15 protein-coding genes are annotated in these 24,227 nt (G+C 73.8%); 5 read left to right on the top strand and 10 right to left on the bottom strand.

Annotation, left to right across the window (positions count from 1 at the left end; all coding sequences use genetic code 11):
* The first annotated feature begins 152 nt into the window (after nt 1-152).
* The gene (locus WDV06_RS05000) at nt 153-2,045 is read left to right on the top strand and encodes an APC family permease (RefSeq protein WP_395508437.1); all 1,893 of its coding nucleotides are present in this window, start codon (nt 153-155) and stop codon (nt 2,043-2,045) included.
* 242 nt (nt 2,046-2,287) lie between these two features.
* Complete coding sequence (gene kdpB / locus WDV06_RS04995; protein WP_395508388.1) at nt 2,288-4,438, top strand: potassium-transporting ATPase subunit KdpB; 2,151 nt, start codon at nt 2,288-2,290, stop codon at nt 4,436-4,438.
* 39 nt (nt 4,439-4,477) lie between these two features.
* On the opposite strand, the gene WDV06_RS04990 is transcribed toward kdpB, so the two are convergent.
* From WDV06_RS04990 to WDV06_RS04975, 4 genes are read right to left on the bottom strand one after another with little or no spacing between them, the layout of a single operon-like run.
* Entirely contained in the window at nt 4,478-6,136 is a 1,659-nt protein-coding gene (locus WDV06_RS04990; RefSeq protein WP_395508387.1) for a hypothetical protein, read from the bottom strand.
* Nucleotides 6,137-6,161: 25 nt separating this feature from the next.
* Complete coding sequence (locus tag WDV06_RS04985; RefSeq protein ID WP_395508386.1) at nt 6,162-9,776, bottom strand: hypothetical protein; 3,615 nt, start codon at nt 9,774-9,776, stop codon at nt 6,162-6,164.
* Entirely contained in the window at nt 9,773-12,010 is a 2,238-nt protein-coding gene (locus tag WDV06_RS04980) for a hypothetical protein (protein WP_395508385.1), read from the bottom strand. The genes WDV06_RS04985 and WDV06_RS04980 overlap by 4 nt, the downstream gene beginning before the upstream one ends.
* Before the next feature lie 17 nt (nt 12,011-12,027).
* Nucleotides 12,028-15,312, bottom strand: a complete 3,285-nt coding sequence (locus tag WDV06_RS04975) for a DUF6603 domain-containing protein (RefSeq protein WP_395508384.1) — start codon at nt 15,310-15,312, stop codon at nt 12,028-12,030.
* Between the two features lie 390 nt (nt 15,313-15,702).
* On the opposite strand from WDV06_RS04975, the gene WDV06_RS04970 reads away from it, so the two are divergent.
* On the top strand, nt 15,703-16,869 hold the full coding sequence (locus WDV06_RS04970; RefSeq protein WP_395508383.1) for a CapA family protein: 1,167 nt from the start codon (nt 15,703-15,705) through the stop codon (nt 16,867-16,869).
* A 200-nt stretch (nt 16,870-17,069) separates the two neighbouring features.
* Nucleotides 17,070-18,116 (top strand): lysylphosphatidylglycerol synthase transmembrane domain-containing protein, encoded by a 1,047-nt coding sequence (locus tag WDV06_RS04965; protein WP_395508382.1) that lies wholly within the window; start codon nt 17,070-17,072, stop codon nt 18,114-18,116.
* Between the two features lie 37 nt (nt 18,117-18,153).
* On the opposite strand, the gene WDV06_RS04960 is transcribed toward WDV06_RS04965, so the two are convergent.
* Entirely contained in the window at nt 18,154-19,035 is an 882-nt protein-coding gene (locus WDV06_RS04960; RefSeq protein ID WP_395508381.1) for a universal stress protein, read from the bottom strand.
* A gap of 264 nt (nt 19,036-19,299) precedes the next feature.
* Here WDV06_RS04960 and WDV06_RS04955 point away from each other — a divergent pair, with 264 nt between their 5' ends.
* Nucleotides 19,300-19,602, top strand: coding sequence for a dsRBD fold-containing protein (locus WDV06_RS04955; RefSeq protein ID WP_395508380.1), 303 nt, complete (start codon nt 19,300-19,302; stop codon nt 19,600-19,602).
* Between the two features lie 3 nt (nt 19,603-19,605).
* Here WDV06_RS04955 and WDV06_RS04950 read toward each other — a convergent pair whose 3' ends face one another.
* Genes WDV06_RS04950 through WDV06_RS04930 form a run of 5 tightly spaced genes read right to left on the bottom strand, consistent with a single transcriptional unit; the run spans nt 19,606 to nt 24,202 of the window.
* Nucleotides 19,606-20,970, bottom strand: coding sequence for a Ni/Fe hydrogenase subunit alpha (locus WDV06_RS04950; protein ID WP_395508379.1), 1,365 nt, complete (start codon nt 20,968-20,970; stop codon nt 19,606-19,608).
* Nucleotides 20,967-21,782 (bottom strand): NADH-quinone oxidoreductase subunit B family protein, encoded by an 816-nt coding sequence (locus tag WDV06_RS04945; protein ID WP_395508378.1) that lies wholly within the window; start codon nt 21,780-21,782, stop codon nt 20,967-20,969. Before WDV06_RS04945 ends, WDV06_RS04950 begins: the two co-directional genes overlap by 4 nt.
* A gap of 1 nt (nt 21,783) precedes the next feature.
* Entirely contained in the window at nt 21,784-22,590 is an 807-nt protein-coding gene (locus tag WDV06_RS04940; protein WP_395508377.1) for an FAD/NAD(P)-binding protein, read from the bottom strand.
* On the bottom strand, nt 22,587-23,063 hold the full coding sequence (locus WDV06_RS04935) for a cyclic nucleotide-binding domain-containing protein (RefSeq protein WP_395508376.1): 477 nt from the start codon (nt 23,061-23,063) through the stop codon (nt 22,587-22,589). The genes WDV06_RS04940 and WDV06_RS04935 overlap by 4 nt, the downstream gene beginning before the upstream one ends.
* The gene (locus WDV06_RS04930) at nt 23,060-24,202 is read right to left on the bottom strand and encodes a 4Fe-4S dicluster domain-containing protein (RefSeq protein ID WP_395508375.1); all 1,143 of its coding nucleotides are present in this window, start codon (nt 24,200-24,202) and stop codon (nt 23,060-23,062) included. Before WDV06_RS04930 ends, WDV06_RS04935 begins: the two co-directional genes overlap by 4 nt.
* Between the last annotated feature and the right edge of the window lie 25 nt (nt 24,203-24,227).

Genomic DNA, 24,227 nt, shown 5'->3' with positions numbered 1-24,227 from the left:
TACGGCGGCCCTCCCGCTGCCGCATCAAGGGCGCGTGAGGACTGGTGCGGCGGCCGTATGGACCCCGTCAAGAACCCTGGTGATCCGGCCATGGAATTCCGACGCTGTCCTCAATTTGTCCGATGGAGGAACAGCGAGAGATGTCGACAGACATGGAAATGCCGGGTACTGCGGGACGGGCTCCGGGCACGGAAGAGCCTCCTGATACCGGTCCGCGCACACCGGCGGCAGAGGACCGGCACCGGCTGACCGCCCTCCAGGGGCTGGCCGCGCTGTCCCTGGACGCGATGGCGTCCGTGGCGTACGGGCCGGAGTCGATCGTGCTCGTCCTGGCAGCGGCCGGCGCCCACGGCATGGGGTTCACCCTCCCCGTCACCCTGGCCATCGCCGCGCTCCTCGCGGTGCTGGTGGCCTCCTACCGGCAGGTGATCGCCGCGTTCCCTGACGGCGGAGGCTCGTACGCCGTCGCCAAACGCCATCTGGGCCGGCGTACGAGCCTGATCGCGGCGGCCTCGCTCATCCTGGACTACGTCCTCAACGTGGCCGTCTCCATCACGGCCGGCGTGGCCGCCCTGACCTCGGCCTTCCCCGGACTGTACGGGGCACGCGTGTGGCTCTGCCTGGGCGTCCTCGTCCTGGTCACCGCCGTGAACCTGCGCGGCGTCGTGGAGTCCGCGAAGGCGTTCCTCGTACCCACCGCCGTCTTCGTCGGCTCGATCCTCGCGATGGTCGTCGTCGGCCTCTTCCGCGACGCCCCCGTCAGCACCGCGTCCGCCACCGGGCACGCCTCGGCCCTGGGCGAGGGCGCGACCACGGTGGGCGTGCTCCTGCTGCTGAAGGCCTTCGCCGCCGGCTGCTCCGCCCTGACCGGGGTCGAGGCGGTCGCCAACGCCGTGCCCTCCTTCCGCGCCCCCGCCGCCCGCCGGGCCCAGCGCACCGAGGTGGCCCTCGGCGCGCTCCTCGGCGTGATGCTGATCGGCCTGTCGATCCTCATCGGGCGCTTCCACCTCCAGCCGGTCGAGGGCGTGACCGTCCTCGCGCAGCTCTCGGACGCCTCCTTCGGCCACGACCTCGCCTTCTACGTGGTCCAGTGCGCCACCATGGTGCTGCTCGCGCTGGCCGCGAACACCTCCTTCGGCGGGCTGCCCGTGCTGATGAGCCTGCTGGCCCGCGACAACCACCTCCCGCACGTCTTCGCGCTCAAGGCCGGCCGCCAGGTCCACCGCCACGGAGTGGTCTGGCTGGCGCTCGTCTCCGCCCTCCTGCTCGTCTTCTCCGGCGGGGACACCAACACCCTCGTCCCGCTCTTCGCCATCGGCGTGTTCATCGGCTTCACGATCTGCCAGGTGGGCATGGTCCGGCACTGGTACGGGGAACGCCCGCGCGGCTGGCAGGCGAAGGCGGCGCTGGGCGGCTTCGGCGCGCTGCTGACGGGCGTCTCGGCGGTCGTGGTCACGGCCACCAAGTTGACCGAGGGGGCCTGGCTGGTCGTCGTCGCGCTGCCGCTGCTCGTCCTCGGTTTCGAGAAGGTCCACCGTGCCTACACCGAGATCGGCGAACGCCTGGAGCTCGGCCGGATCCCGCAGGCCCCGCAGCGCTCCCGCTCCCTGGTCGTGGTCCCCGTATCCGGCCTGTCCCGCCTGACCAGCCAGGCCCTCACCGCCGCCCGTTCCCTGGGCGACGACGTCCTGGCCGTGACCGTCACCCACCCGGCTCCCGAGGACCGTCGGCTGGCCGAAGCCCTCAGACGGGACTGGGAGTTGTGGAAGCCGGGCGTCGAACTGGTCGAGCTCTCCTCGCGGACCCGCTCGCTCGGCCGCCCCCTGTCGGCGTACGTGCAGGAGCTGGCCCGGACCCATCGCGACGCCCAGGTGACCGTGCTCGTCCCGGAGACCGAACCCGCCCGCCTGTGGCAGCGGTTGCTCCAGAACCAGCGCGGCTCCGTCGTCGCCCACGCGGTCCGCCGCGACACCGACGCCGTGATCTGCCGACTCCGCTTCCGTATCCCGGCCGAGCCGCGCCGACGGGTGTTGACGCGCCTCTGACGGCGGTTTGACGCGTCGTGTGCGCCGCCATCAAGAAGGTGCCAATTCCGGCGCCCACACGGGCATTTCCGGTGGACCGGGCAGTAGTTTCCTGCCTGTTGCGCTGCCGGGGACCCGCACACCGCTCACACGACGGCCGAGGGGGTCGGTGAGGGGCGGTCCCCGGCGGCGACCCCCCTGCCGCGCCCTGGCCACGAGCTGCCCGGGGCCGCCACCCCCGTACCCGTCCAGAAGGTCGTTCCATGCCTCCCGCCGCCGCGCAGCACGTACCCACGGGTCTGGGGACCCCTCCGCGAGCCCCGTCCGACCGGCCCTCCCGCAGACGGTCCGGCCGGGCGAACGCGGTGGACCCCGAGCTCCTGGCCGCCTCCGCGCGGGAGGCCGTCGGCAAGCTCCACCCGCGCGAACTGGTGAAGAAGCCGGTGCTGTTCGTCGTCGCCGTCGGATCCGTGCTGACCACGCTCTCGGCGCTCATCCACCCGTCCGTGTTCACCTGGGTGATCAGCGTCTGGCTCTGGCTGACGGTCCTGTTCGCCAACCTCGCCGAGGCCGTCGCCGAAGGCCGGGGCCGCGCCCAGGCCGAGTCGCTGCGCAAGGCCCGTACCGACACGGTCGCGGTGCGGCTGAACCACTGGACGTACGGGGCGAACCTGCGGCGGGCCGAGACGGAGGTGGTCACGCCGGGCGAGCTCCAGCCCTTCGACTGCGTGCTCGTCGAGGCCGGCGGGCTGATCCCGGCCGACGGCGAGGTGGTCGACGGGGCCGCGATGGTGGACGAGTCGGCCGTCACCGGCGAGTCGGCGCCGGTCCTGCGCGAAGCGGGCGGCGACCGGTCCGGGGTCACCGGCGGTACGACCGTGCTGTCCGACAGCGTCGTCATCCGGGTCACCTCGCGCCCCGGCCACGGTTTCATCGACCGGATGATCGCCCTGGTCGAGGGCGCGACCCGGCAGAAGACGCCGAACGAGATCGCGCTGAACATCCTGCTCGCCGCCCTGACCGTCATCTTCGTCCTGGTGGTCGTCGCCATCCAGCCGATGGCCGACCACGCGCACGCCGCCCAGTCCACGACCGTCCTCGTCGCCCTCCTCGTCACCCTGATCCCCACCACGATCGGCGCCCTGCTGTCGGCCATCGGCATCGCCGGCATGGACCGGCTCGTCCAGCGCAACGTCATCGCGATGAGCGGCCGGGCCGTCGAGGCCGCGGGAGACGTGCACACCCTGCTCCTCGACAAGACCGGCACCATCACCCTCGGCAACCGCGAAGCCGTGGCCTTCATCCCCCTGCCCGGGGTGGACCGGCTCACGCTCGCGGACGCCGCCCAGCTGTCCTCCCTCGCCGACGAGACGCCCGAGGGCCGCTCCGTCGTCGCTCTCGCCCGGCAGTACGGACTGCCGCCCGCCGCCGTGGAGGACCTCGCCGATCCGAGGTTCACCGAGTTCAGCGCCCGGACCCGGATGAGCGGAGTCAACCTGAGCTGGGAGGGCGGCGCCGGCTGCGCCATCCGCAAGGGCGCGACGGTCCAGGTCTGCGACTGGGTGGCGATGCGCGGCGGTACCGTACCGGCCGAGGCGGTGGCCTGGTCGGCCACCGTGGCGGAATCCGGGGGCACCCCTCTGCTGGTGGCGGTCCACGACTGGGACGGCCCGAGGGTCCTCGGCATCATCCACCTCAAGGACGTCGTCAAGGAGGGCATCCGGGAGCGGTTCGAGGAACTGCGCAGCATGGGGATCCGCACGGTCATGGTGACCGGCGACAACGAACTGACCGCCCGCGCCATCGCCGCCGAGGCCGGAGTCGACGAGTACCTCGCGGAGGCGACGCCCGAGGACAAGATGGCCCTCATCAAGCGGGAGCAGGCCGGCGGCAGGCTCGTCGCGATGACCGGTGACGGGACCAACGACGCCCCCGCGCTCGCGCAGGCGGACGTGGGCGTGGCGATGAACACGGGCACCTCGGCCGCCAAGGAGGCCGGGAACATGGTCGACCTCGACTCCAACCCGACGAAACTCATCGACATCGTCGAGATCGGCAAGCAGCTCCTCATCACCCGGGGCGCCCTGACCACCTTCTCCATCACCAACGACGTCGCGAAGTACTTCGCGATCATCCCCGCGATGTTCACCACGGCCTACCCGGGCCTCGAAGCCCTCAACGTCATGGGCCTGAGCAGCCCGACGTCCGCCATCACCTCGGCGATCATCTTCAACGCGCTGATCATCGTCGCGCTCATCCCGCTCGCCCTGCGCGGCGTCCGCTACAAGCCCGCCTCCGCCCACGACCTGCTGCGCCGCAACCTCGGCGTCTACGGCCTCGGCGGCCTGGTCCTGCCCTTCGTCGGCATCAAGCTCATCGACCTGCTGGTGTCCACCATCCCCGGCCTCGGCTGACACGGGGGCGGCTCCCGTCCGGGCCGCCCCCGCGCGGCGTCACACCGTCGCCGCCTCCTGCTCCTCGGGCTTCTCGCCGACCGGCCGTGCGGCGTCCTCGGCGAGCAGCCTGAGGTACTCGGCCATGCCCTCCTCCGAGTCGTCGAGCACGTAGGGGGCCTCGCCGGAGACGGCCGCGAGGTCGGCCCTCTTCCCGACCGCCGACCAGGCGAGCGCCAGCGCGACCAGCGACCACCAGTTGCTGCCGTCGACCGTGAGCCAGGCCTCGATCTGCTCGCCCTTGCGCACCGGCACCGTGATGTTGTACTCGGATCCGCCCCCGACCTGCCGGAGCATCGGGGCCGCGCAGTAGTGGTAGCGGGCTCCGACCTTCAGGGTGAGGTTGGCCTTGTACCCGATGTTCTTCTCCATGCTGGTGGCGTCGAACTGCTTGACCGAGCAGGTGAGGATGCCGTCGGTCTGCGCGGTGGAGGTGAACTTGTTGCCGGAGCCGGGCGCCTGCCCCTTGTTCCAGAACCGGATCTGCGCGCCCTGGAAGAGCTGGGTCGTTCCCGACAGGACGGTGGTGCCGGACAGGGTGGTCGATCCGCTCAGCGTCGTCGTGCCGGTGAGCGAGGCGGCCCCGGCCACGGACAGCGCGGCGTCGACCTTCAGCCCGGCCGGCTGGCTCACGCGCAGCGGGTCCGTGCCCGAGCCCCGCATCGAGCCCAGGACGGTGAGCGTGGTGGTCTGCGTTCCGGCGACGGTCACGTTGTTGTTGAACGTGCTCGTGCCGTCGACCGAGAAGACACCGCCAACCTGGGCTTTCGCGTCGACCTTGAGCCCGGCGTTCTGGCTCACCCGCAGGGGGTTGTCGCCCGCTCCCCGGACGCTGCCGGCGACGGTGAGGTCCTTGGCGGTGTTGCTGAGGCTGACGGAGTCGGAGAAGACGGCAGGCCCCTGGACGGTCAGGTTCCGTACGATCAGGTCGGGGATGCGGACGGTCACCGCCGTGGTGAGGGTGTGCGTCAGCGTGGTGCCGCCCTCGGACACCTCGGCGCGGAGCATGAAGCCGGTGACGGTGGTGAGCCCGACGGGCGTGGTCCAGGTGCGCTCCTTGTCCAGCGGTACGCCGGCGGGCGCGTCGCCCCAGTACATCGTGTACTTCGCGTCGGAGCCCTCCCAGCGCAGGACGGCGGCCTCGCCGTTCTCCACCATGATCTTCTCCGGTGCGAAGTTGCGGAACACGAACCCGGCGGGGAACTTGTCCACTTCGACCGCGGCGCTCTTGTCGGTGAAGCTCCCGTTCGTGGGGGAGGAGCTCTCCACGATGTCGATCGTGACCCGGCCGGGGGCCCGGTTGACCTCGATGTTGGACAGGGTCAGCGAGATGATCTGTCCGGTGAACTGGACCGGACGGGCCGGAGCGAACGTGACCACGGCGAACTCACCGACCACGCTGGGCGGGGAAGCGGTCCAGCCGGTGCTGGCGCCGGTCCTGATGTCCGCGCCGTTGCCGGTGAGGTGTCCCGCGCCCGACCCCAGCGGCACCCGCACGGTGATCTTGTTGCACCAGGCGGGGGCGCTGATGCCGCCGCCGACGTTGATGTTGATGGAGCCGTGCTCCGTCTCCTCCGCGGAGCTCACCCGGAGGGGGTTGGGGTCGGTGGAGGGTTCGTAGGGGAGCAGGTTGGTCGCGTTGACCATCAGGATGCCCATGGCGTCGCCTTTCCGGACGGGCGTTTCAGAAGGTTTCGGTGGCGTCGAGCACGAGGTAGCCGTACCGCGCCTGGGGTGCCGGATCGCCCGGGTGGGCCGAGGCGTCGGCCGGCAGGACGGGCAGCTCGGCCCACTCCGTTTCCGCACCCCGGGGTTCGGCCCAGGACCAGGCGCCGTGCCACGAGGCGGGCCGGGGCAGGACCACTCCGCGGGCCGGGGGCACGCCGGCTCCGTCGAGGATTCCGGCGCCGGCGGTGCGTTCGGGGGCGAGCAGCGGGCCGAGCCGGAAGGTCGCGCGGATGCGCCGCAGCGCGTCGGACACGAGGTCGTCGGGGAGTTCGACCCGGGTCACCGGGAGGATGTCCGTCGTCGCGTGCACCGGGGCGTACGGGTCCATCATCAGCGTCAGGTGGTGGGTCACCGGCTCGTCGGGAGTGCGGGCGGGCACGGCCAGGCCGTGGCCCTCGCCGATGGGTGCGACGTAGCCGTCCCCGCCCTGCGGCAGGACCGCGTGGAAGACCTCGTACGAGGTGTCCTGGTCGGGTCCGGTGGCGCCGCTGAAGTAGCCGACGAGCCCGTCGCCGAGGAGGCGTTCGTTGCCCAGCCGGACGGCCCAGTCGTACGTGTCGTACTCCTCGGCCGTGTCCTCCAGCACGGAGTCCCAGCCCGGGCTGCCGACCAGCGGGCCCTCCAGCTCGATGCCGAGGTCGGCGCGGACCAGGGCGAGCGGGCGCCCGAGCAGGCGCAGCGGGGAGCCGTCGTCCTGCGCGGCCGGGTCGGTGATGGTGTCCAGGGTGGCGTCGATGGTGTCGAGCAGCCCGGCGAACGCGGCGGCGGGCTTGGCCAGCAGGGGCCGTAGGAAGCCGGCCAGGTGGGGCAGGGCGGTGGCGAAGGACTCCGTCTGCGGGTCGGGGTGCGGGGATCCGGGCAGGGGCAGCCACACGGTGTCGTCCTCGCCGGCCGTGTTCCGTACGATGCGCAGCTCGCCCAACGCCCGTCCGTCGGGGGCGTGCACGATGAGCGTCTGGTCGAGGTGGTTGAGCAGGACCCAGCCGGCCAGGGGGTTCTCCGCCGTGCCGGCCCGGGCCATGGGGGACAGGGCGGCGCCGTCGAGCGCCCGCACCGTTTCGAGGCGCACCCGGGCTCCCTGGAGCAGCCGGGGGCCGAGCTGGACGAACCGTGCCCGGCCGATCAGGTCGTCGTCGAGTACGGCGTCGGGCGTCACGCTGTCCGCGAGGGTGAGGCTCACCGATTCCGCGTTGCGGTGGTTGACGATGTCGAAGGTGCGGCCGAATCGGTCGACGATGCGCAGGTCGTGGAAGAAGAACTGGCCGGCCCGCACGGGCTGGTAGGCGCCCCCGGGGTGTCCGGTCGGGGGATCGACCGGCCCCGGGTCGGGTACCCGCTGGACGTCGCCCACGAGGCGCGCGGCGTCGGCGGGGACGTGCACGGTCGTGCGGGCCGCGCCGTCCTGCTGGAGCAGCCAGTCGTGGAAGCCGTCGAGCCGCTGGGAGAGCAGGGCGGGGTCGCCGAGTTCCTCCTTCAGCGCGAGGAGGCCCTCGGCGGGTGCGTCGGAGTAGGTGTCCAGGTACCGGTCGATCTGGTGGGCCAGGACGTACGGGGCGGTCGGGGTGAGGAAGGCCCGGTTCTTGAAGGTGAGCCAGCGCAGGTCGCCCTCCCCGCCACCGGCCTGGGCGCCCTCGCCGGACCATGCGTAGCGGTGCCCGTCGAACGTCCAGTGGGTACCCTCCCCCGTCTGGTACGGGGTGGGGCAGTAGCGGAGCTCGAACTCCATGTGCATCGGCAGCCAGGGCTGTCGCCACACGCCGGTGTACTCGGGGACGGGGCCGTCGGTGGCGTCCGGATCGGCCAGGGCGTCGGCCAGGTGCCCGGAGCGGGCGACCCGGTCGAGGAGGGCGAACTCGGCCAGGAGCGCGGAACAGGCCGCGGGAAGGCGGGTGAGGTCGGGCTTGGGCGGCTCGGTGGGCCGGTCGATCCACTGCCCGGCGGCCTTGACGCGGGTGAGCAGGGTGCCCGGGACGCGGCAGGGCAGGGGGGTGTCGCGGGACAGCGGCTGGGTGGCGCCGGTGTTCCTGATCAGCACCACCGGGTCGGCCGGCCGGTAGTAGGACTCGCGCGCCGTGCGTTCGAGCACGTACTCGGGCGCCAGGCCGAGGGCGGCGGCGTATGCGTCGGCGGCTGCCTGGAGCTCCTCCGGCGTGCTGCCGGTGGGCAGTTCACCGACGAGGGTGTCCCGCCGGCCCAGGAGTTCGTCGACACGGGCGGCGAGGCTGCCGGCCCTGTGGGGGTCGAGTTCCGCGTCGGCCCGCTCGTCGAATCCGTCGGGGCGGCCGGGAGTGAAGGGCGGGACGGGCTTGTGCCGCAGCCACCAGATGTTCCACAGCCTTTCCCTGGCCCGCAGCAGGGTGGGGGCGAGGTCGTCGTACTGCCTCTGGGTGTCGTTGAGATCGGCCAGCCAGCCCGGTTCGGGGGGCGGCGGCGGTGCCTGCGCGTCGCCGTCGACGGGCCGGGCGGAGATCCGCCACACATGGCCGCCGCTCGAACCGGAGAACCAGGAGTGGTGGGTGATGGCGTCGAGGTCCTCTTCCCCGTCGGCGGTGTCGAGTGTTTCCAGGGTGCCGTGGAAGAGGGAGCGGACGAGGTCGCCGGTGCGCGCGGAGCGGCTCTGGCGGGCGGCCAGCCGCCCGAGCGCCTCGGCCGTGCTGCTGCCGAGGGCCAGCATCTCGCTGAGCTCGACGTTGTCCGGCTTGTCGGAGGGCGGGGTCGCGCCCTCGCGTTCCCAGCGCACCCCGAGCGCGGTGCCGTGGTAGAGGGTCCGGCTCAGGTCCGCTTCCGTGCCCTCCGGGGCGGCCCAGCCGAGCGCGGCCAGCAGGTCCGCGATCCCGTCGGCGTCCGGGGGCAGCAGCCCCGGGATGTCCGCGGCGGCACGGAGGAACTCGGCGTCGCTCCCGTACCAGCCGACGACGAGGTAGCCGAGTGTGGCGTCGGGCGGGTGGTTGTCGAGTTCACCCCTCAGGTCCTGGAGGGTGTCGTGCAGGGAGAAGACGTCCTTGTTGTACGGCTGGTAGGCCGCGAAGCCGGGGAGACCCGGTCCGACCGCGGTCAGGTGCGGGGGCTGGGCGGGCGGTTCGCTCCACGGCCCGTCGGCGAGGTCGTGTCGGCGGCCCAGGAAGGTCATGCGCAGCGGCTCGCCGGGCCGGGAATCAGGGTCAGGGTAGGGGTTGGTGCCCTCCGCCGGGCCGTCGTCGGCGCCGCGGCTCTCCAGGTAGTCGCTGTGGACGATCCAGCCCGCGACGGAGGGCTGCTCCGCCCCGGGTGCGGTGGCGTAGCGCACCACCAGCCAGCGGTCGGGGACCAAGGGGAACGTGGTCTCGCCGGTGTCCTGATCGACGTACCCGTCGGTCAGGACCTCGGGCAGCTGCCAGTGGACGTAGACGCCCTCGCTCTCCGGTCCCATCGTCTCGGTGCCGACGCCGGGCGGCGGTTCGGCGCCGCCGCCTTCGTCGGTCATGGCCGTGAAGTTCGGCGTCCAGCGGTTGAAGGTCTCCGCCGTGCGGGTGAGCCGGTTGACGACGAGGGCGTTCACCCGGACGGGGACGACGAGGTCGGTGGTGGTCATCGGAGGGTCTCCGTCCGGACGTGGTCGGCGGCGGGGCTGATGATCTCCTGCTGCAGGGGGGCGTTGACGAGCTCGATGGCGAGCTGCCCCGGGACGAGGTCGTCGCCGGCCCCGAGTGCCCGGGCGAGCGGCGCGACGAGTCCGCCCTCGCCGAACAGCCGCAGCACGGCCGGGCCGTCCTCCGGGCCGGGGCGGAGGTGGAGTTCGGTGACCGTGCCTTGGCCGTCGGCCGGATAGAAGGTCTCCAGCGGCGTGCCGAGACCGGGGCCCGGGGTCAGGTCGCGCAGGCTGATGCGGTCTCCCGCGTCGATCCCGTAGTGGATGCCCTGGCCGGGTTCGCGCAGGACGACCTTGTCGGGCACGTCGTCCCAGAGCACCATCATGATCCGGGGGTCGGGCAGGGTCCTGCGGAGCTCGGTCAGCGTCCGTTCGCCCAGACTGGCGGTGATCACGACGTCCGGCCAGGCGGGGACCAGTGCGGAGTGGATGAGCATCCCGGCCGCCGCCGTGGTGGCGGGGAACCGCCGCCGGGCGGCCCGGGCGAGCTCCGGCGCGAGCTGCGCGTCGAGGGAGGTGTGGACCGCCACGTCCGCGGCCCCGGCGACGAGGGCGTCGATCCAGCCCGGGTCGATGCGGAACATGCGCAGCGATTCGGGCGGGAGCATGCGCGGATCGGGGACCAGGTGGTGGAACGGAAGGCCCTGGAGCAGACCGAGCCGGGCCTGCCAGGCGGCGATCCGCTCCGCGTTGCGGTCCGCGGTCTCGCGCAGTACCGCGGCACTGCCCGCGTGGCCCAGCAGCGCCCGCATCCCGCTCCTGGTACGCGGAGCGGCGGCGGCCCGGCGGCCTCCGCCGTCCGGGAGCTGTGGGCCGGCCAGGCCGTCCACGAGGGTGCGGCGGAAGTCGGCGGCGGCCAGCTCGCGCAGCGGGCCCAGTGCGGGCGGGCCGTCCTGGCCGCCGTCCGTGACGGCCCGCGCACCGCACATCAGGGCCGAGGCCTGGTTGGCGAGTTCGCGGCGGGCCCGGGTGAGCGCGGTGGTGTAGTCGGGGTCGGCGAGACCGATGGTCCTGCCGAGGGTCCAGGCGGCGGCGTGGCCGACGTCGAAGAGCCCGTGCTCCGGGTCGTAGACCAGGGCGTGGTCGGAGGTGGTGTGCGGCCCCTCGGGCCGGTCGGCGGGCAGGCCGGGGGCCGTGACGGGGGTGCCCGGGCCGCGGTACCAGGCGTACGTCAGTTCACCGGACAGCAGGCGGTGCGGTACGGCGACGTACCCGAGCCGGAGCCGCTCGTACGCGGTGCGCTCGGCGGGGTCCGAGCCCCCCGGTCGGGTGGCGGGCAGGCGCAGGGCCAGGCGCTCGGGATCCGGGTCGGCCGGATCGCCGGGCCCGACGAGGTTCTGGAGGAGGGCGCCGGGGTCGGAGGCGGGGCCGTCGCTGCTGGTGAACGTCCAGCGGTGGAGTGAGGCGAGGCGGACCGCCGTGGTGCCGGGCGGCAGGGTGCCCGACAGGCGGCCCTCGAAGCCCTCGAAGGAGACGAGGTGGGCGACGTAGTCCCCCGGGGTACGGGGGAACCGGTTGGCGGTGACGACCGCGTACTCGCCGGGGGCGAGCACCTCGCCGTCCGCGCGGGCCGCGTTCGACGCCGCGACCTTGCGGACGTGGGCGAGGTGGTACATCTCGTCGTCGTGCGGGGCGACGGCCGTGAAGAGCCCGGCCGGCACGTCGATCGTGGCGCACCGGCTCGCGGCCTCGGACTCGGACACGCCGCCGTCGGGCAGCTCCGGGCCGATGACGCCCGGTTCGGCCGGGCGCCGCAGCTCGGCCACCGTGCGCAGGACGGTCGCGCCGGCCGCTCCGGGGTCGTCGGGCAGCTCGCCGGCGCGGAAGACCAGGAGGGCCACCCACGGCGGCCGGGCCTCCGGCTCGCTGCGGGTGCCCGCCTGGTTGCGTTCCCACGGCAGAGTGGGCCGGTTGAAGGTGATGTGCGCCAGGGTCCTGCCGTACGAGGACCGGCTGCCGGGCGGCGGGTACAGCGCGTGCACGGTCGGCTGGGCGAGGACGAACCGGGCGGCCCGGATCTCGAAGGTCTCCTCGGTGGTGGGCAGCCGGTCCGGGGTGTCGAGCTCCCCCTCCGCGTCGGTCAGCGTCTGGTGCACCGTCACCCGGTACCGGCCCGGGGTGGCCCGGGGGATGAGGTGGTCGATGAAGTTGACGCGGAGCGTGGGCTCGGTGGGCACGGTGGGCACGGTGGCGGTCACCTCGTCGCAGTGGTGGTCATGGGCGGGCTGGTGAGGCTGCGGCCGGCCAGCTCCGCGTAGCCGGTGAGCGGGCTGTCGGCGTCCGCGCCGGCCCCCGCGCCGAAACGGGCGAGGGCCTCCAGCACCCTGCTGCGCCGGGCGGCCGCATCCGGGTCCGCGACGGTGCGTTCGATGAGGGCGATGCTGTCCGGGTCCGCGGTGGGCCGCGGTCCGGCGGGGTCCGCGTCCCTCAGCGGCATGTCGCCGTCCGGGAGTCCTTCGTACGCGAGGGCCTCGGAGGTGACCGGTCCGGTGTCGGTGCCCCGGTCGGGCTCGGGCAGGGTGATCCGAAGCCCGGTGAAGCGGCCTTCGAGCAGCCGTTCGCCCTTGAGGGCGTCGCCGGGCTTGGCCAGCGGTTTGCCCCACAGGCCGGGGGCGACGGCGGCGGTGATCTCGGCGAGCTTCCAGAAGTGGTCGGCCGGGTGGAAGGGCTCTTCGTCCTTGGTGAGGGTGACGTGGTGTTCGGACCGCACACCGGTCCGGTCCATGGGGCGGACGTCGATCAGTCCGTGCTCCGACTCCTTCCACAGGACGCCGTTGACGTAGAGGTGGGAGGCGGGGATCCCGGCCTCGGTGCTGAAGCTGAAACCGGAGCACGAGACGAGCACCGGGGCCTTGGAGGCCGCCCGGAAGACCGCCTCCGCCTCGTCGACGTCCGCGAGCAGTCCCTCGTGCGGGGTGACCTTGACGGGTGCGGGGATCTGCGTACGGAACTCGGGCCAGTCCACGCTCGGGGTGCTGTCGCGGGACGAGCCGAAACCGAAGCTGAAGGAGATGAACCAGAGTTTGACGGTGGCCCGGCCGCCGAAGGGCGGCAGCCACAGGTGCAGGGCCACGCCCACCTCGACGCAGATGCGCACCCGGAAGAACGCCACCTTGACGGTGGCGGCCACGCCGATGCTGATCCCGAGGGAGAGGTCCAGGTAGAAGGGCTTCCACTGGACCAGCGCGTCGAGGTGGGCCGTGAACCAGGCCGAGAAGACCCCCTTGTCGTAGACGGCGGCCAGCCGGCCGCCGAACATGAGGGCCGCGGGCGTCACGGCCGCGTACGCCTCGGCGCGTACGGTGATGTCGCTCGCCGGGGACCAGACGAATCCGAGGCGCTGGGGCCGCGGGTAGTGGACGGGGACGTTGAAGTCGGGGTGGTAGCCGCCGAGGCTGACGACGAAGTCCCCGGCCCGGGAGCCGCCGGTCCACGCGTACACGGCGATGCCGCCGGTCAGCATGATGGACGGGTCGAGCACGTAGCTGCCGGGCAGGAGGGCCACGTCCATCGACAGCCGGTGCTCGTCCGAGGCGTAGGCCAGGCTCAGCCCGATGTTGACCTTCGCGATGACGCGGTCGGCGGGGTTGAGGGTGCGGGGCAGCGTGACCGAGGTGCGGCCCAGCAGCATCACCTTGACCGAGTCGCCGAACTCGATCACCGCGAGGGCCTTGCTGTCGAGGAAGCCGAAGCTGGTGAACTTCACCCCGGCGGCGATCCAGTGGTTCCCCTGGTCGGGGCGGATCCAGCCCGTGGGCCCGGTCAGCGCCTTGAGCGCGTCCTCGGGCGTGTACGGTTCGGGCGCCGGCATGCCGGGCAGGGCCTGCGCCGCGTCCAGCCGCGCCACCAGGGGGAACTCGGCGATCTCGGCGCCGGTGGGGACCTTCTTGAAGGTGCTGTTGACTCCGAACCCGGCGGAGAACCCGGTGACGGTGAACGGCGGCGGACCGAACAGCGCTGCTCCGCCGGCCAGCGACGCCTCGCCGTAGAGGAGGACGGAGTGCCAGCCCTCGTTGCTCCGCGCCCAGACGGCCTGGGCGCCGGCCTCCACCGCCATCGCCCGGACCAGGACCAGCCCGGCGAGCTCGAAGTCGAGGGAGGGGTCGTCGGGTTCACGGTTGTGCAGGCCACCGCTGAGGGCGATCAGGCCGTTCGCGGCGGTGGCCTCGATGGTCATCCCGTGCAGGAACGGCAGGATCGGGAAACCGCCGCTCATGCCGACGTAGAAGCCGAGCCCTGCGACGTCCCAGACCAGCGGGCCGACGGCGGCCGTCCCTTCGAACGAGACCAGCAGTCCCTTCTTGACGTCGTAGGTGAGGACGATGCGCGCGATGTGGACCGGCCCGAGCGTCTTGTCCACCTCGAAGGTGTGCTGGAGCTTCCACTTGGGTTTGTCCCCGTCGCCCGCCGGCTTGTCCTTGGGCGGGACGCTGATGACCGCGGCGGGAGCCGGGGTGCCGAGCACCGAGAGGTACACGGCGGCGTTCACGCCCTTGGTCAGGGGTACCCCCGCGGCCTCGTTGGGGGCCGGTAGCTGCTGGACCGGGCCGAGGTTGTACTCGGTGATGACCTGGTTGACCTTCCGGGCGTCCTCGGCGGAGAGTTCCACGGAGACGTAGATGATCTGGAGGGCCGGCAGGGACACCAGCCCGGGCCCGATCATGGGACCGACCAGAGGCAGTCCGGCCGAACTCCAGTCGGTACGGGCCCGGAGCAGGGCGACGGTGGTGGCCTTCGGCTTTCCTTCCTCGTTCTGGTGCCCGAGCACGGTGGTGCGCAGCAGCAGCACCTCGACGGGCTCCGGGCCGGTGCCCTGGTCGATCGGGGCGACCGCGGTGACCATCATGTTGTCGGTCTTGCCCATGGGGTGCCGGTGCAGCCGGACTTCCTCCAGCCAGTCGACGAGCGGGCCGGGCAGTTCCACGCCGTGCTCGCCGAGGGCCTCCAGGAGCGGCGCCACCAGTGGCCGCTGGCCCTCGACCGCCCCGGCCGCGCCGATGGAGTCCTTGCGGAGCTCGGCCCGGAACTCCACGGACTGCTCGACGGCGCTGCCGAGGTGGAATGCCGCCCACGGGCCGGGGTGGGGGCACTGTCCGGCCTGCGCGCCGTCCGGGCCCGCGGCGAGGAGAACGCGCAGGCCGCGGCCGCGCGCGGCCAGTTCGGTCAGGTCGACGCGCGCCACGGCGGTCTGGAGCAGCCACGTGGCGGGGGTGGCCTCGAAGACCAGGCCGGTGACCGTACCGCCGGCGGCGACGAACCGTGCCGTGGCCGGCATCTCCTCCCCGGCCAGCGCGACCCTGCCGGTGACGGTCAGCGCGGACGGGTCCGCGGTGGCACCGGTCAGGATCAGCTGCCGCTCCGGCAGGTGCTCGAAGGTGGTCGACTCGTCGCCCCACCCGAGCCTTCCGGTGTCGAGCTCGAAGGGGCCCGGCGCCCCGGTGGGGAAGAGCGCGTGCAGTTCATCGACTGTCAGTGCCATGGGAACCCCTGCGTGTGGACACGTCATCACCGGCTGGTGCGGGTGACGTTAAGACCACGGACGGTGACGGATGTCGGTCCGCTGACGCATTCGGCGATATTGGGACGTTTTGGCTGGAACATCACTGGATGCATCGATTCTTCGGTCCCGTTTACCCCTTAATGACCGCTTCATTGCGTCTTGTTCGGGCCGCGCGACGGTCGTACCGGCCCCGTGCGCGCCCTGCCGGACGGGGTGTCGCGCCCGTCGTGCCCGCCGCTCCCGCCGGATCTGGCCGAATCACGCTGCGGCATTCGACGAGTCCGGTACCGGGCCGAGCAGGCCGCAGGCCCCCGCGGTCGCGTCGCGGGCGACGGCTCGGCCGCCGCACCGGGGGCCTACCGTGGAGGAGTGGGAGCGAGCGGCGGGCCCGGGACGGACCGCGAGGTCACCGTCTGCCTCGCCGGCGACGTGATGCTCGGCCGGGGCATCGACCAGGTGCTGCCGCATCCGGGCGACCCGCGGCTCGCCGAACCGTGGGTGACGGACGCACGCGCGTACGTCGAGATGGCCGAGGCCGTCAACGGACCGGTGTCCAGACCCCTCGGCCACGACGGCCCGTGGGGCGACCTGATGGACGAACTCCGCGCCACCGGGCCGGACGCCTGGGTCCTGAACCTGGAGACGAGCGTCACCCGGGCGGACGGCTTCGCCCCCGGGAAGAGCGTCCACTACCGCATGAGCCCGGCGAACGTGCCGTGCCTCACGGCCGCCCGGCCCGACGTGTGCGCACTGGCCAACAACCACGTCCTCGACTTCGGCCGGGACGGGCTGGCCGAGACCCTCGACAGCCTCGGCGCCGCCGGGCTGCGCACCGCAGGTGCCGGCGGCGACGCCGCCGAGGCGTGGCGGCCGGCGCGGGTGACGCTGCCACCTCCCGCCCCCGGCGCGGGGGCCGCGTCCCCCCAGGGGCCGTGCCTCCTCGTGTACGCGGTCGGGCTCCCCTCCAGCGGCATCCCGCCCGACTGGGCGGCCACCCCAGACCGCAGCGGCATCGCCCTGGCCCCGGCGCCCTCGCCGGCCGTCGCGGCCGGCCTCGTCTCCCGTATCCGCGCTGCCCGCCGGCCCGGCGACCTGGTGGCCGTCTCCCTCCACTGGGGTTCCAACTGGGGCTACCGGGTCCCGCCCGAGCACATCCGGTTCGCCCATGACCTCGTCGACGGAGGCGCCGACCTCGTCCACGGCCACTCCTCGCACCACCCCCGCCCCCTGGAGGTCTACCGCGGGCGCCTGGTCCTCTACGGCTGCGGCGACCTGATCGACGACTACGAGGGGATCAGGGGGTACGAGCAGTACCGCGGCGACCTCCGCCTCCTCTGCACGGCCCGCCTCGACCGGGCCACCGGGGCGCTCCGCGGACTGCGCCTGGTCCCGTTCCACGCCCGCCGCCTCACACTGCACCGGGCCGCCCTCGCCGACGCCCGCTGGCTGTGCGCCGCGCTCACCCGGCACGGAGCCCCCTTCACCGCCGGCCTCACCGTCGGCGGCGACGGGGCGCTCACCCTCGCCCCATGGTGACACGAGGCGACCCCGGGGCCGTCGAGGCCGCACTCCCGGACAGGACGCCGGCAGCGGGCCCGGGCGCGCGCCCCGCGCCACGCGGGTCCGCCGCCGCGGCGTGCCGGGGCCCGGGGACACCGCGCGGTGCGCTTGGATCGCCCCTGGCGCCGTCCTGCCCGTGGTCCCGCGCGCCGCGTCGGCGTCGAAGGTGAGGGGCCATGCCACAGCCACGGAACGGGGGCGACGCCCTCCCGGCCGCCGCGCCACCGGGCCGCATCTGGTGGCTGTGCTCGGGCGTCCTCGTCCTGGCGGCCGCCGTGTTCGCCTTCACCCGGCGCGCCGAGATCGCCGCGGCCCTCCGCCTCGTCACGCAGGTCCGTCCGGGTCGCCTGCCGGTGCCGCTGGCCTGCCAGGTGCTGTCCCTGGTGTGCTTCGCCGCAGTGCCGCGCTGGCTGCTGAGGGCGGGGGGCGTCCGGTGGAGCCTGCGCAGGATGGCGTGCACCACCGCGGCCGGCAGCGCCGTCGCGGGGGCTCTGCCGGGTGGTGCCGCCTTCTCCGCCGCCTGGCTCCTGCGCGTCCTGGTCCGCCGCGGGGTGGGCCCGGTGCTCGCCGCCGCCGTTCTGGCCGTGTCGGGCGCGGCTTCGGTCGTGAGCCTCCTCCTGCTGGTCGCCGTGGGGGCCCTCGCGGCCGGTCCGTCCGGCCCCGGTGCCGCGCTCCGGTCCCTCCTCCCGCTCCTCCTGGCGCTGCTCGTCGCGGTCCCGGTGCTGGTCTGGCTGTTGCGCTCCGCGGCCGTCCGCCGGGCCCTGGGCCGCGTCTGGAAGAGGACGGGCCACCGCTCCGGACGGCTGAGGCGGGTGCAAGCCGACCTGAGCGCTCTTGTCGAGCAGGCCCGCAGGGTGGAGCCCCGGCCGCTCCCCTGGCTGCGGCCGCTCGGGTACGCGCTCCTCAACTGGCTGTTCGACCTGGCCTGCCTGGCCACCGCCCTGTGGGCCCTCGGCCTGGCCGTGCCCTGGCGCGGGCTGGTCGCCGCCTACGCGCTCACCCAGGCCGTCGGCAGCCTCCGCCTCACCCCGGGCAGCCTCGGCATCGCCGAGGCGACGATGTCGGCGCTGCTGGTCGCCTCCGGCCTGCCGTCGGCGCAGGCCGTCGCCGCGACGTTCCTCTACCGGATCATCGGGTTCTGGATGCTCCAGCCGGTCGGCTGGACCTGCTGGGCCGCCCTCACGCTCGAAGACGCGCACGGCCCGGCGAAGCGCGGCGGGTGAATCCGGCCGCCTGCGGAGCGGGGCGGCGGGGCGGGGGTCAGCCGCTGGGCACCACGCAGACGGGGGCGGCGCAGTGGTGGATCACCGCGTGGGCGACGTGGCCGAGGTGGGGGCCGAGCGGCACTTTGCGCCGACGGCGGCCGACGACCACGAGATCCGCTCCCTTCGAGGCCTCGACGAGCTGGACCGCGGCCGCGCCGACGACGGCCTCGTCCGTGACCTGTACGCCCGGGTACCGGGCCCTCCAGGGCCGGACGAGCTCCGTCAGCGCGTGTGCGGTCCGCTGCCCCACCATGTCACCGATGCCCGGGTCGGCGACGATCGCGTACGCCGCCGGACCGGGCAGGGTCCAGCAGTGCCGCACGCGCAGTGCGGCCCCGCGCAGCGCGGCCTCCTCGAACGCGAAGGCGAACACGGAGGCGTCGGGGTGTGCGAGATCGGCGCCGACGAGGATCTCACCGGCGGACGGTTCCCGCGCGGGGGCCGCTGCCGGCAGGGCCGCCTCGTCGGCCCGTACGAGGACGACGGGCCGGCCGGATCCGCCGACGACGGCCAGCGACACCGAGCCGGTCAGGAATCCCGCGAGCCCCCCGAGGCCGCGTGAGCCCAACACCGTCAGGTCCGACTCGTCCGCCACCCTGCGCAGGATCTGCGCGGCCCGGCCGCGAGCGCCCTCGGTGCTCACCTCCAGCCCCGGATGATCGGCGCGCGCCTGCTCGGCGACGTCGCGGAGCAGCCCGGCCGACCGCTCGGCCGCGTACGAGGCGACGGGGTACGGCATCCCGGGCGCGGCGGGCCACTCCTCCACGTGGACGAGGTGCAGCGGCAGCCCGCGCACCACGGCCTCCCGCGCGGCCCAGGAGGCCGCGGCGAGGCTTTCCCCGGATCCGTCCAGGCCGACGGTCACGTGAGCCGTCATGGTGTGCCTCCGGGAAGTACGGGTGCGGCAGGATGGCGCGTCCGGCGGGCGCGGTCTCCAGCGTCCTGCCGGACCGGGCGCCGGGTCAGGGGCCGACCGGGACCGAGAAGGGGCCGAAGGGCCCCTGTGCGGGGCGGCGGCGCCGGGGCCGAACGGGCCCGCGCGGGAACCGTTCGACCCAGGCGGACGACCGTCCGGCCGGGGGATCCTGGCCGCGTGCCCGCCGGGTGCCGCGCCCCGGCCCCCGAGCCCCGGAGGAAGGCCATGTCGCACATCGCCGAATGGAAGACCCGCGTCCACCTGTTCGAGGAGGAGCGCACCACCACGGTGCGCGTCGAGCTGGACACGGGCACCACCCGCATGACGGGCCACGGCACGGCCCACTGCCACCCCGTGGACCACAACGTTCCGGAGATCGGCGACGAACTCGCCGCCGCCCGCGCCTTCGAGGACCTGGCGGTCCAGCTCAAGCGCATCGCCTTCAGCGACATGGACGGCCCCGGGACCGGCCACCGGAGCGGCCCGGCCGCCGGGGCCGCCGGCCGGCTCGACATGGCCGGCTCCTGACCCTCACTCCGTCCGTTCCACGTCCAGCCGCATGAAGTGGGCGGCACACGAGATGCACGGGTCGTGGTTGCGGACCACCCGCTCGCACAGCCGCGTCAGACCGGCGTCGGAATCCTCCCCCCGGTCGAGCCCCGTCTGGACCGTCCGGCGCAGGTCCTCCTCGATGGCGCCCTGGTTCTGGGCGGTCGGCGGGATGATCCGGGCGTCGGTGACCCGTCCGGCCCCGTCGAGGGCGTAGCGGTGGTAGAGCAGCCCCCGGGGGGCCTCCGTCGCCCCGTGTCCGGTGCCGGCACGGGCGGGCACCTCGACGTACGGGCGCGGCGGGGGCTCGTACGCGTCGATGACGCGCAGGGCCTCCTCGACGGCGTAGAGGACCTCCACCGCGCGGACGAGGATGCTCCGGTAGGGGTTGCAGACCCCGCCGCCGTCGGCGCCCGCGCTCCCGGTCCGCGGATCGCCCAGTCCGGCCTCCCGCGCCGCTTCGCGCGCCGTCGGCGAGAGCAGGTGGCCGCTGATGGCCCAGCGGGCGAGCGGGCCGGTGAGGTGCCGGCGGCCGTCCAGCCGGGAATGCAGGGCCGTGGAGTACGGCACCTGCGCCTCCGCGACGTGGTCGCAGAAGTCCCGCAGGGGGAAACCGCGCGGTGCCGCTCCTTCCCCGGAGGGCAGCACGGTCGGAACACCGGACTCGATGGCGTACCTGTCCGCCTCGGCCAGGGCGAACAGGTCCGCGTCGCACTCGGCGTCGGGGAAGTCGAAGCCGGCGACCCAGCGCACCGTGTCCCAGGCGTCGTCCAGGGCGGCGCGCAGCAGCTCCGCCAGGGGGCGCAGCTCGGCGCGGGTGGGGGTGCGGTGGAAGCCGCCGAGGCGGACGTTGACGGGGTGGATCGAGCGCCCTCCCAGCACTTCGATCACCCTGTTGCCCGTCCGCTTCAGGCGCAGCCCACGCTCCACGTGCTCCCGGTGGGTGCGGGACAGCCCGATCACGTCGTCGTGGCCCAGGAAGTCCGGGGCGTGCAGCAGGTGGATGTGCAGGGTGTGGCTCTCGATCCACTCACCGCAGTACAACAGGCGTCGCAGAGCGGCCAGTTGTCCGCCGACGTCCACACCGCACGCGTCCTCGACCGCCCGGCACGCGCTCATCTGGTAGGCGACGGGGCAGATCCCGCAGATCCGCGAGGTGAGATCGGGAGGCTCGGTGTGGGCGCGGCCCCGGAGGAAGGCCTCGAAGAAGCGCGGCGGCTCGTAGATCGCCAGGCGCGTCTCGACGACGGTGCCCCGGTGGATCCGCAGGCGGAGCGCGGTCTCGCCCTCCACCCGGGTGAGGGCGGCGACGCGCAGCTCCCGGGAGCGGGGCACGGGCCCGTTCATCCCTCGCCTCCCGCGCCCGTCACACCGGGCCCCCGTTCCTCCACGGCGGTGAACGCCGTGACGTTGAAGGTGTGCAGGAACCTGCCGACGTCTTCCTCGTCCATCCCGTCGCGGCGCAGCAACGGGAGGAGCGCGGGCAGGTTGGTGGTGCCGGCCGGGCCGAAGCAGCCGTAGCACCCCCGTCCGTACGCGGGACACAGCGCTCCGCAGCCGGCGTGGGTGACGGGGCCGAGGCACGGGGTGCCGTGGGCGACGGTGACGCAGACGGTGCCCCGGCGTTTGCAGGCGAAACACACGCTGTGGTTCGGGATGTCGGGCTTGCGTCCGGCGAGGAAGGCGGTGATCACCTCCAGGAGCTGGCCGCGGTCGATGGGACAGCCGCGCAACTCGAAGTCGACGGGGACGTGGGCGGAGACGGGGGTCGAGGTGGCGAGGCTCGCGATGTACTCGGGTCGCGCGTAGACCACCGAGAGGTACTCCCCGGCGTCGGCGTGGTTGCGCAGGGCCTGGACGCCGCCGGCGGTGGCGCAGGCACCGATGGTGACGAGGTGGCGGGCCTCGGACCGGATCCGCCGGATCCGGTCCACGTGCTCGGGGGTGCTGACCGACCCCTCGACGAGTACGAGGTCGTACGGGCCGGGCGCGGCGTCGCTGGAGGCCTCGGCGAAGTGGGCGACCTCCAGTTCGGCGGAGAGGCCGAGCAGTTCGTCCTCGCAGTCGAGGAGGGTGAGCTGGCAGCCGTCGCAGGAGGCGAACTTGAAGACGCCGAGCCGGGGGCGGCCGGGTGGCGGCGGTGCGGAGGTGGTGTTCATGTCACAGTTCCCGGACGGAGAGCAGGGGTTCGGCTCGGTCGTATCCGAGGACGGGGCCGTCGCGGCAGAGCAGCAGGGGGCCGAGCTGGCAGTGTCCGCAGTGCCCGGTGGCGCAGCGCATGTTCCGCTCCAGGGACACCCGGATGCGGGCCGGGTCCACGCCCCGGTGCACGAGCGCGCGGCCGGTGGCCCGGATCATGACCTCCGGGCCGCAGACGAAGGCCGTCGTCCGCGCCGGGGTGAACACCGCCTCGTCGAGCAGCGCGGTGACGATCCCGACCCGCCCGTCCCACCCGCCGCCGGGCCGGTCGACGGTGGCGCCCGCGAACGGCCGGGACCACGCGGGGAACTCCCCGGAATACAGCAGGTCGGCCGGAGTCCGGGCACCGGCCAGGACGTTGAGCCGCCCGTACGCCTCCGGCTCGGCCAGCACGGCGTCGATCAGGGGACGCAGCGGGGCGAGGCCGATGCCGCCCGCGACGACGAGCACGTCACCGCCCCGCGCGCGGGCCGCGTCCCACCCGACGCCGAACGGGCCGCGCACCCCGAGCACCGCGCCGGGCCGGAGCCCGTACAGCGCGCGGGAGACGGCACCCACGGCCCGTACCGTGTGGGCCAGCGCGCCCCCGTCGAGGATCTTCGAGACGGACACGGGGATCTCGCCGACCCCGAAGGCGTACAGCATGGCGAACCGGCCCGGCGTGAACGGCGCCGGCGGTTCGCCGGCCGGCTCCAGGGTGAGGGTGACCACGTCGCGGGTCTCCTCCCGGCGGTCCCGCACGCGGTAGGGGAGCGGCACCAGGGTCACGGCACCGGCCCCTCCCACGGCGGACCGTACAGGTCGAGCAGCCGGATCCGGGCTGCCCGCAGCCGCTCCCCGATCGTCCCCGCGACCGAGGTGAGGACCGCCAGACCCAGCACGGGCCGTTCGGCGCACAGCTCGCGCACGGCCGCGGCGTCGAACTCCCAGGCCGCGGTCGTCCCCCGGGCCTCGGCACCCAGGTGCCAGTGGTGGGGCGGACACAGCCACGACCACCCGAGCAGGCCGCCGGCACCGATCGTCTCGACGACCGTCCGCCCGCGGCCGGGAACGTGCACGTCGAGTGCGACCGCGCCCGAGCGGACGATCCAGAACCGGTCGGCCTCCCCGCCCTCCTCGAAGACCCGCGTGCCGCCCGGCAGGGTGACGGCGGAGGCCAGGACCATCAGCCGCTCGCGGTCCTCCGGGGAGAGGGCGCCCAGCAGTCCCTCGGCACCGGGCGGTCCGGGAGCCGCGCTCACCGGGCGTCCTCCGGACGCGCGGCCTCCGCCCGCAGGGCACGGACCTCCTCGGTGAGGTCGATGCCGGTGGGGCACCACACGATGCACCTGCCGCACCCCACGCAGCCCGAGCTGCCGAACTGGTCGTGCCAGGTGCCGAGCTTGTGCGTCAGCCACTGGCGGTAGCGGCTGTGCGGCGTGGCCCGTACCGGGCCGCCGTGCAGCAGGGAGAAGTCCAGGTCGTAGCAGGAATCCCAGCGGCGCCACCGCTCGGCGTGGTCGCCGGTCAGGTCGGTCACGTCCTCGGTGGTCGTGCAGAAGCAGGTGGGGCAGACCATGGTGCAGTTGCCGCAGCTCAGACACCGGGCCGTGACGTCGTCCCAGCGGTCCGCGTCCAGCGAGTCCCGCATCAGGGTCCGCAGGTCCACCAGCGGCATGGAGCGGCCCATCCGCTCCGCCGCCTCCTCCACCGCGCGCGCGGCCGCGGTGCGCGTGGCCTCGTCGGCCGTGCGGCGGGGCAGCTCCGCGAGCACCTCGGCCCCCTCCCGCGTCCCGCTGCGGCACAGGAAGCGGTGGCCCTCGCCGTCCACCAGCTCGGTCAGCGCCAGGTCGTACCCGGAGTCCACCGCCGGACCCGAGTCCATCGAGACGCAGAAACACGTGGCACCGGGCTCCGTGCACTCGACCGCGACGAGGAAGGCGCCCGCCCGCCGGGACGCGTAGACAGGGTCCTGGACGCGGCCGCCCGACAGCACCCGGTCCAGGATCCGGATGGCGCGCAGGTCGCAGGGCCGCACCCCGAGGAACGCGTACGAGACAGCGGAGGGCTCCTCCGCCCGGACGGTCATCCCGCCGTCGGGCCCGCGCCTCGCCGACCACTGCCGCACGCGCTCGGGATGGAGGAAGGACTTCCACGACTGGGGTCCCGCGCTGTGCGCGAAGGCCGCCCCGTCGGGCCGTGGGCGCAGCCGGTACCGGCCCGCTTCGAGCTCCACCCCCCACCCGTACGGCAGGGCGGCCGCCGAGTCCAGCTCGTCCAGGACGATGGCCCCGTCGCGCACGGTCGGACCGATGACCGTCCGGCCCCGGCCCCGCAGAACCCGTACGAGCGCCTCCAGCCCGTCCGTTCCGAGCACCGCCTCGCACGCGGGGTCCGTCATCGCCCTGCCCCTCCTTCTCGGCGCG

The organism is Streptomyces racemochromogenes, assembly GCF_044129415.1.
Taxonomy (GTDB): Bacteria; Actinomycetota; Actinomycetes; order Streptomycetales; family Streptomycetaceae; genus Streptomyces; species Streptomyces racemochromogenes_A.
The sequence above is the reverse complement of the archived record's forward strand: the minus strand, read 5'-3'. Positions and strand labels throughout refer to the sequence as shown.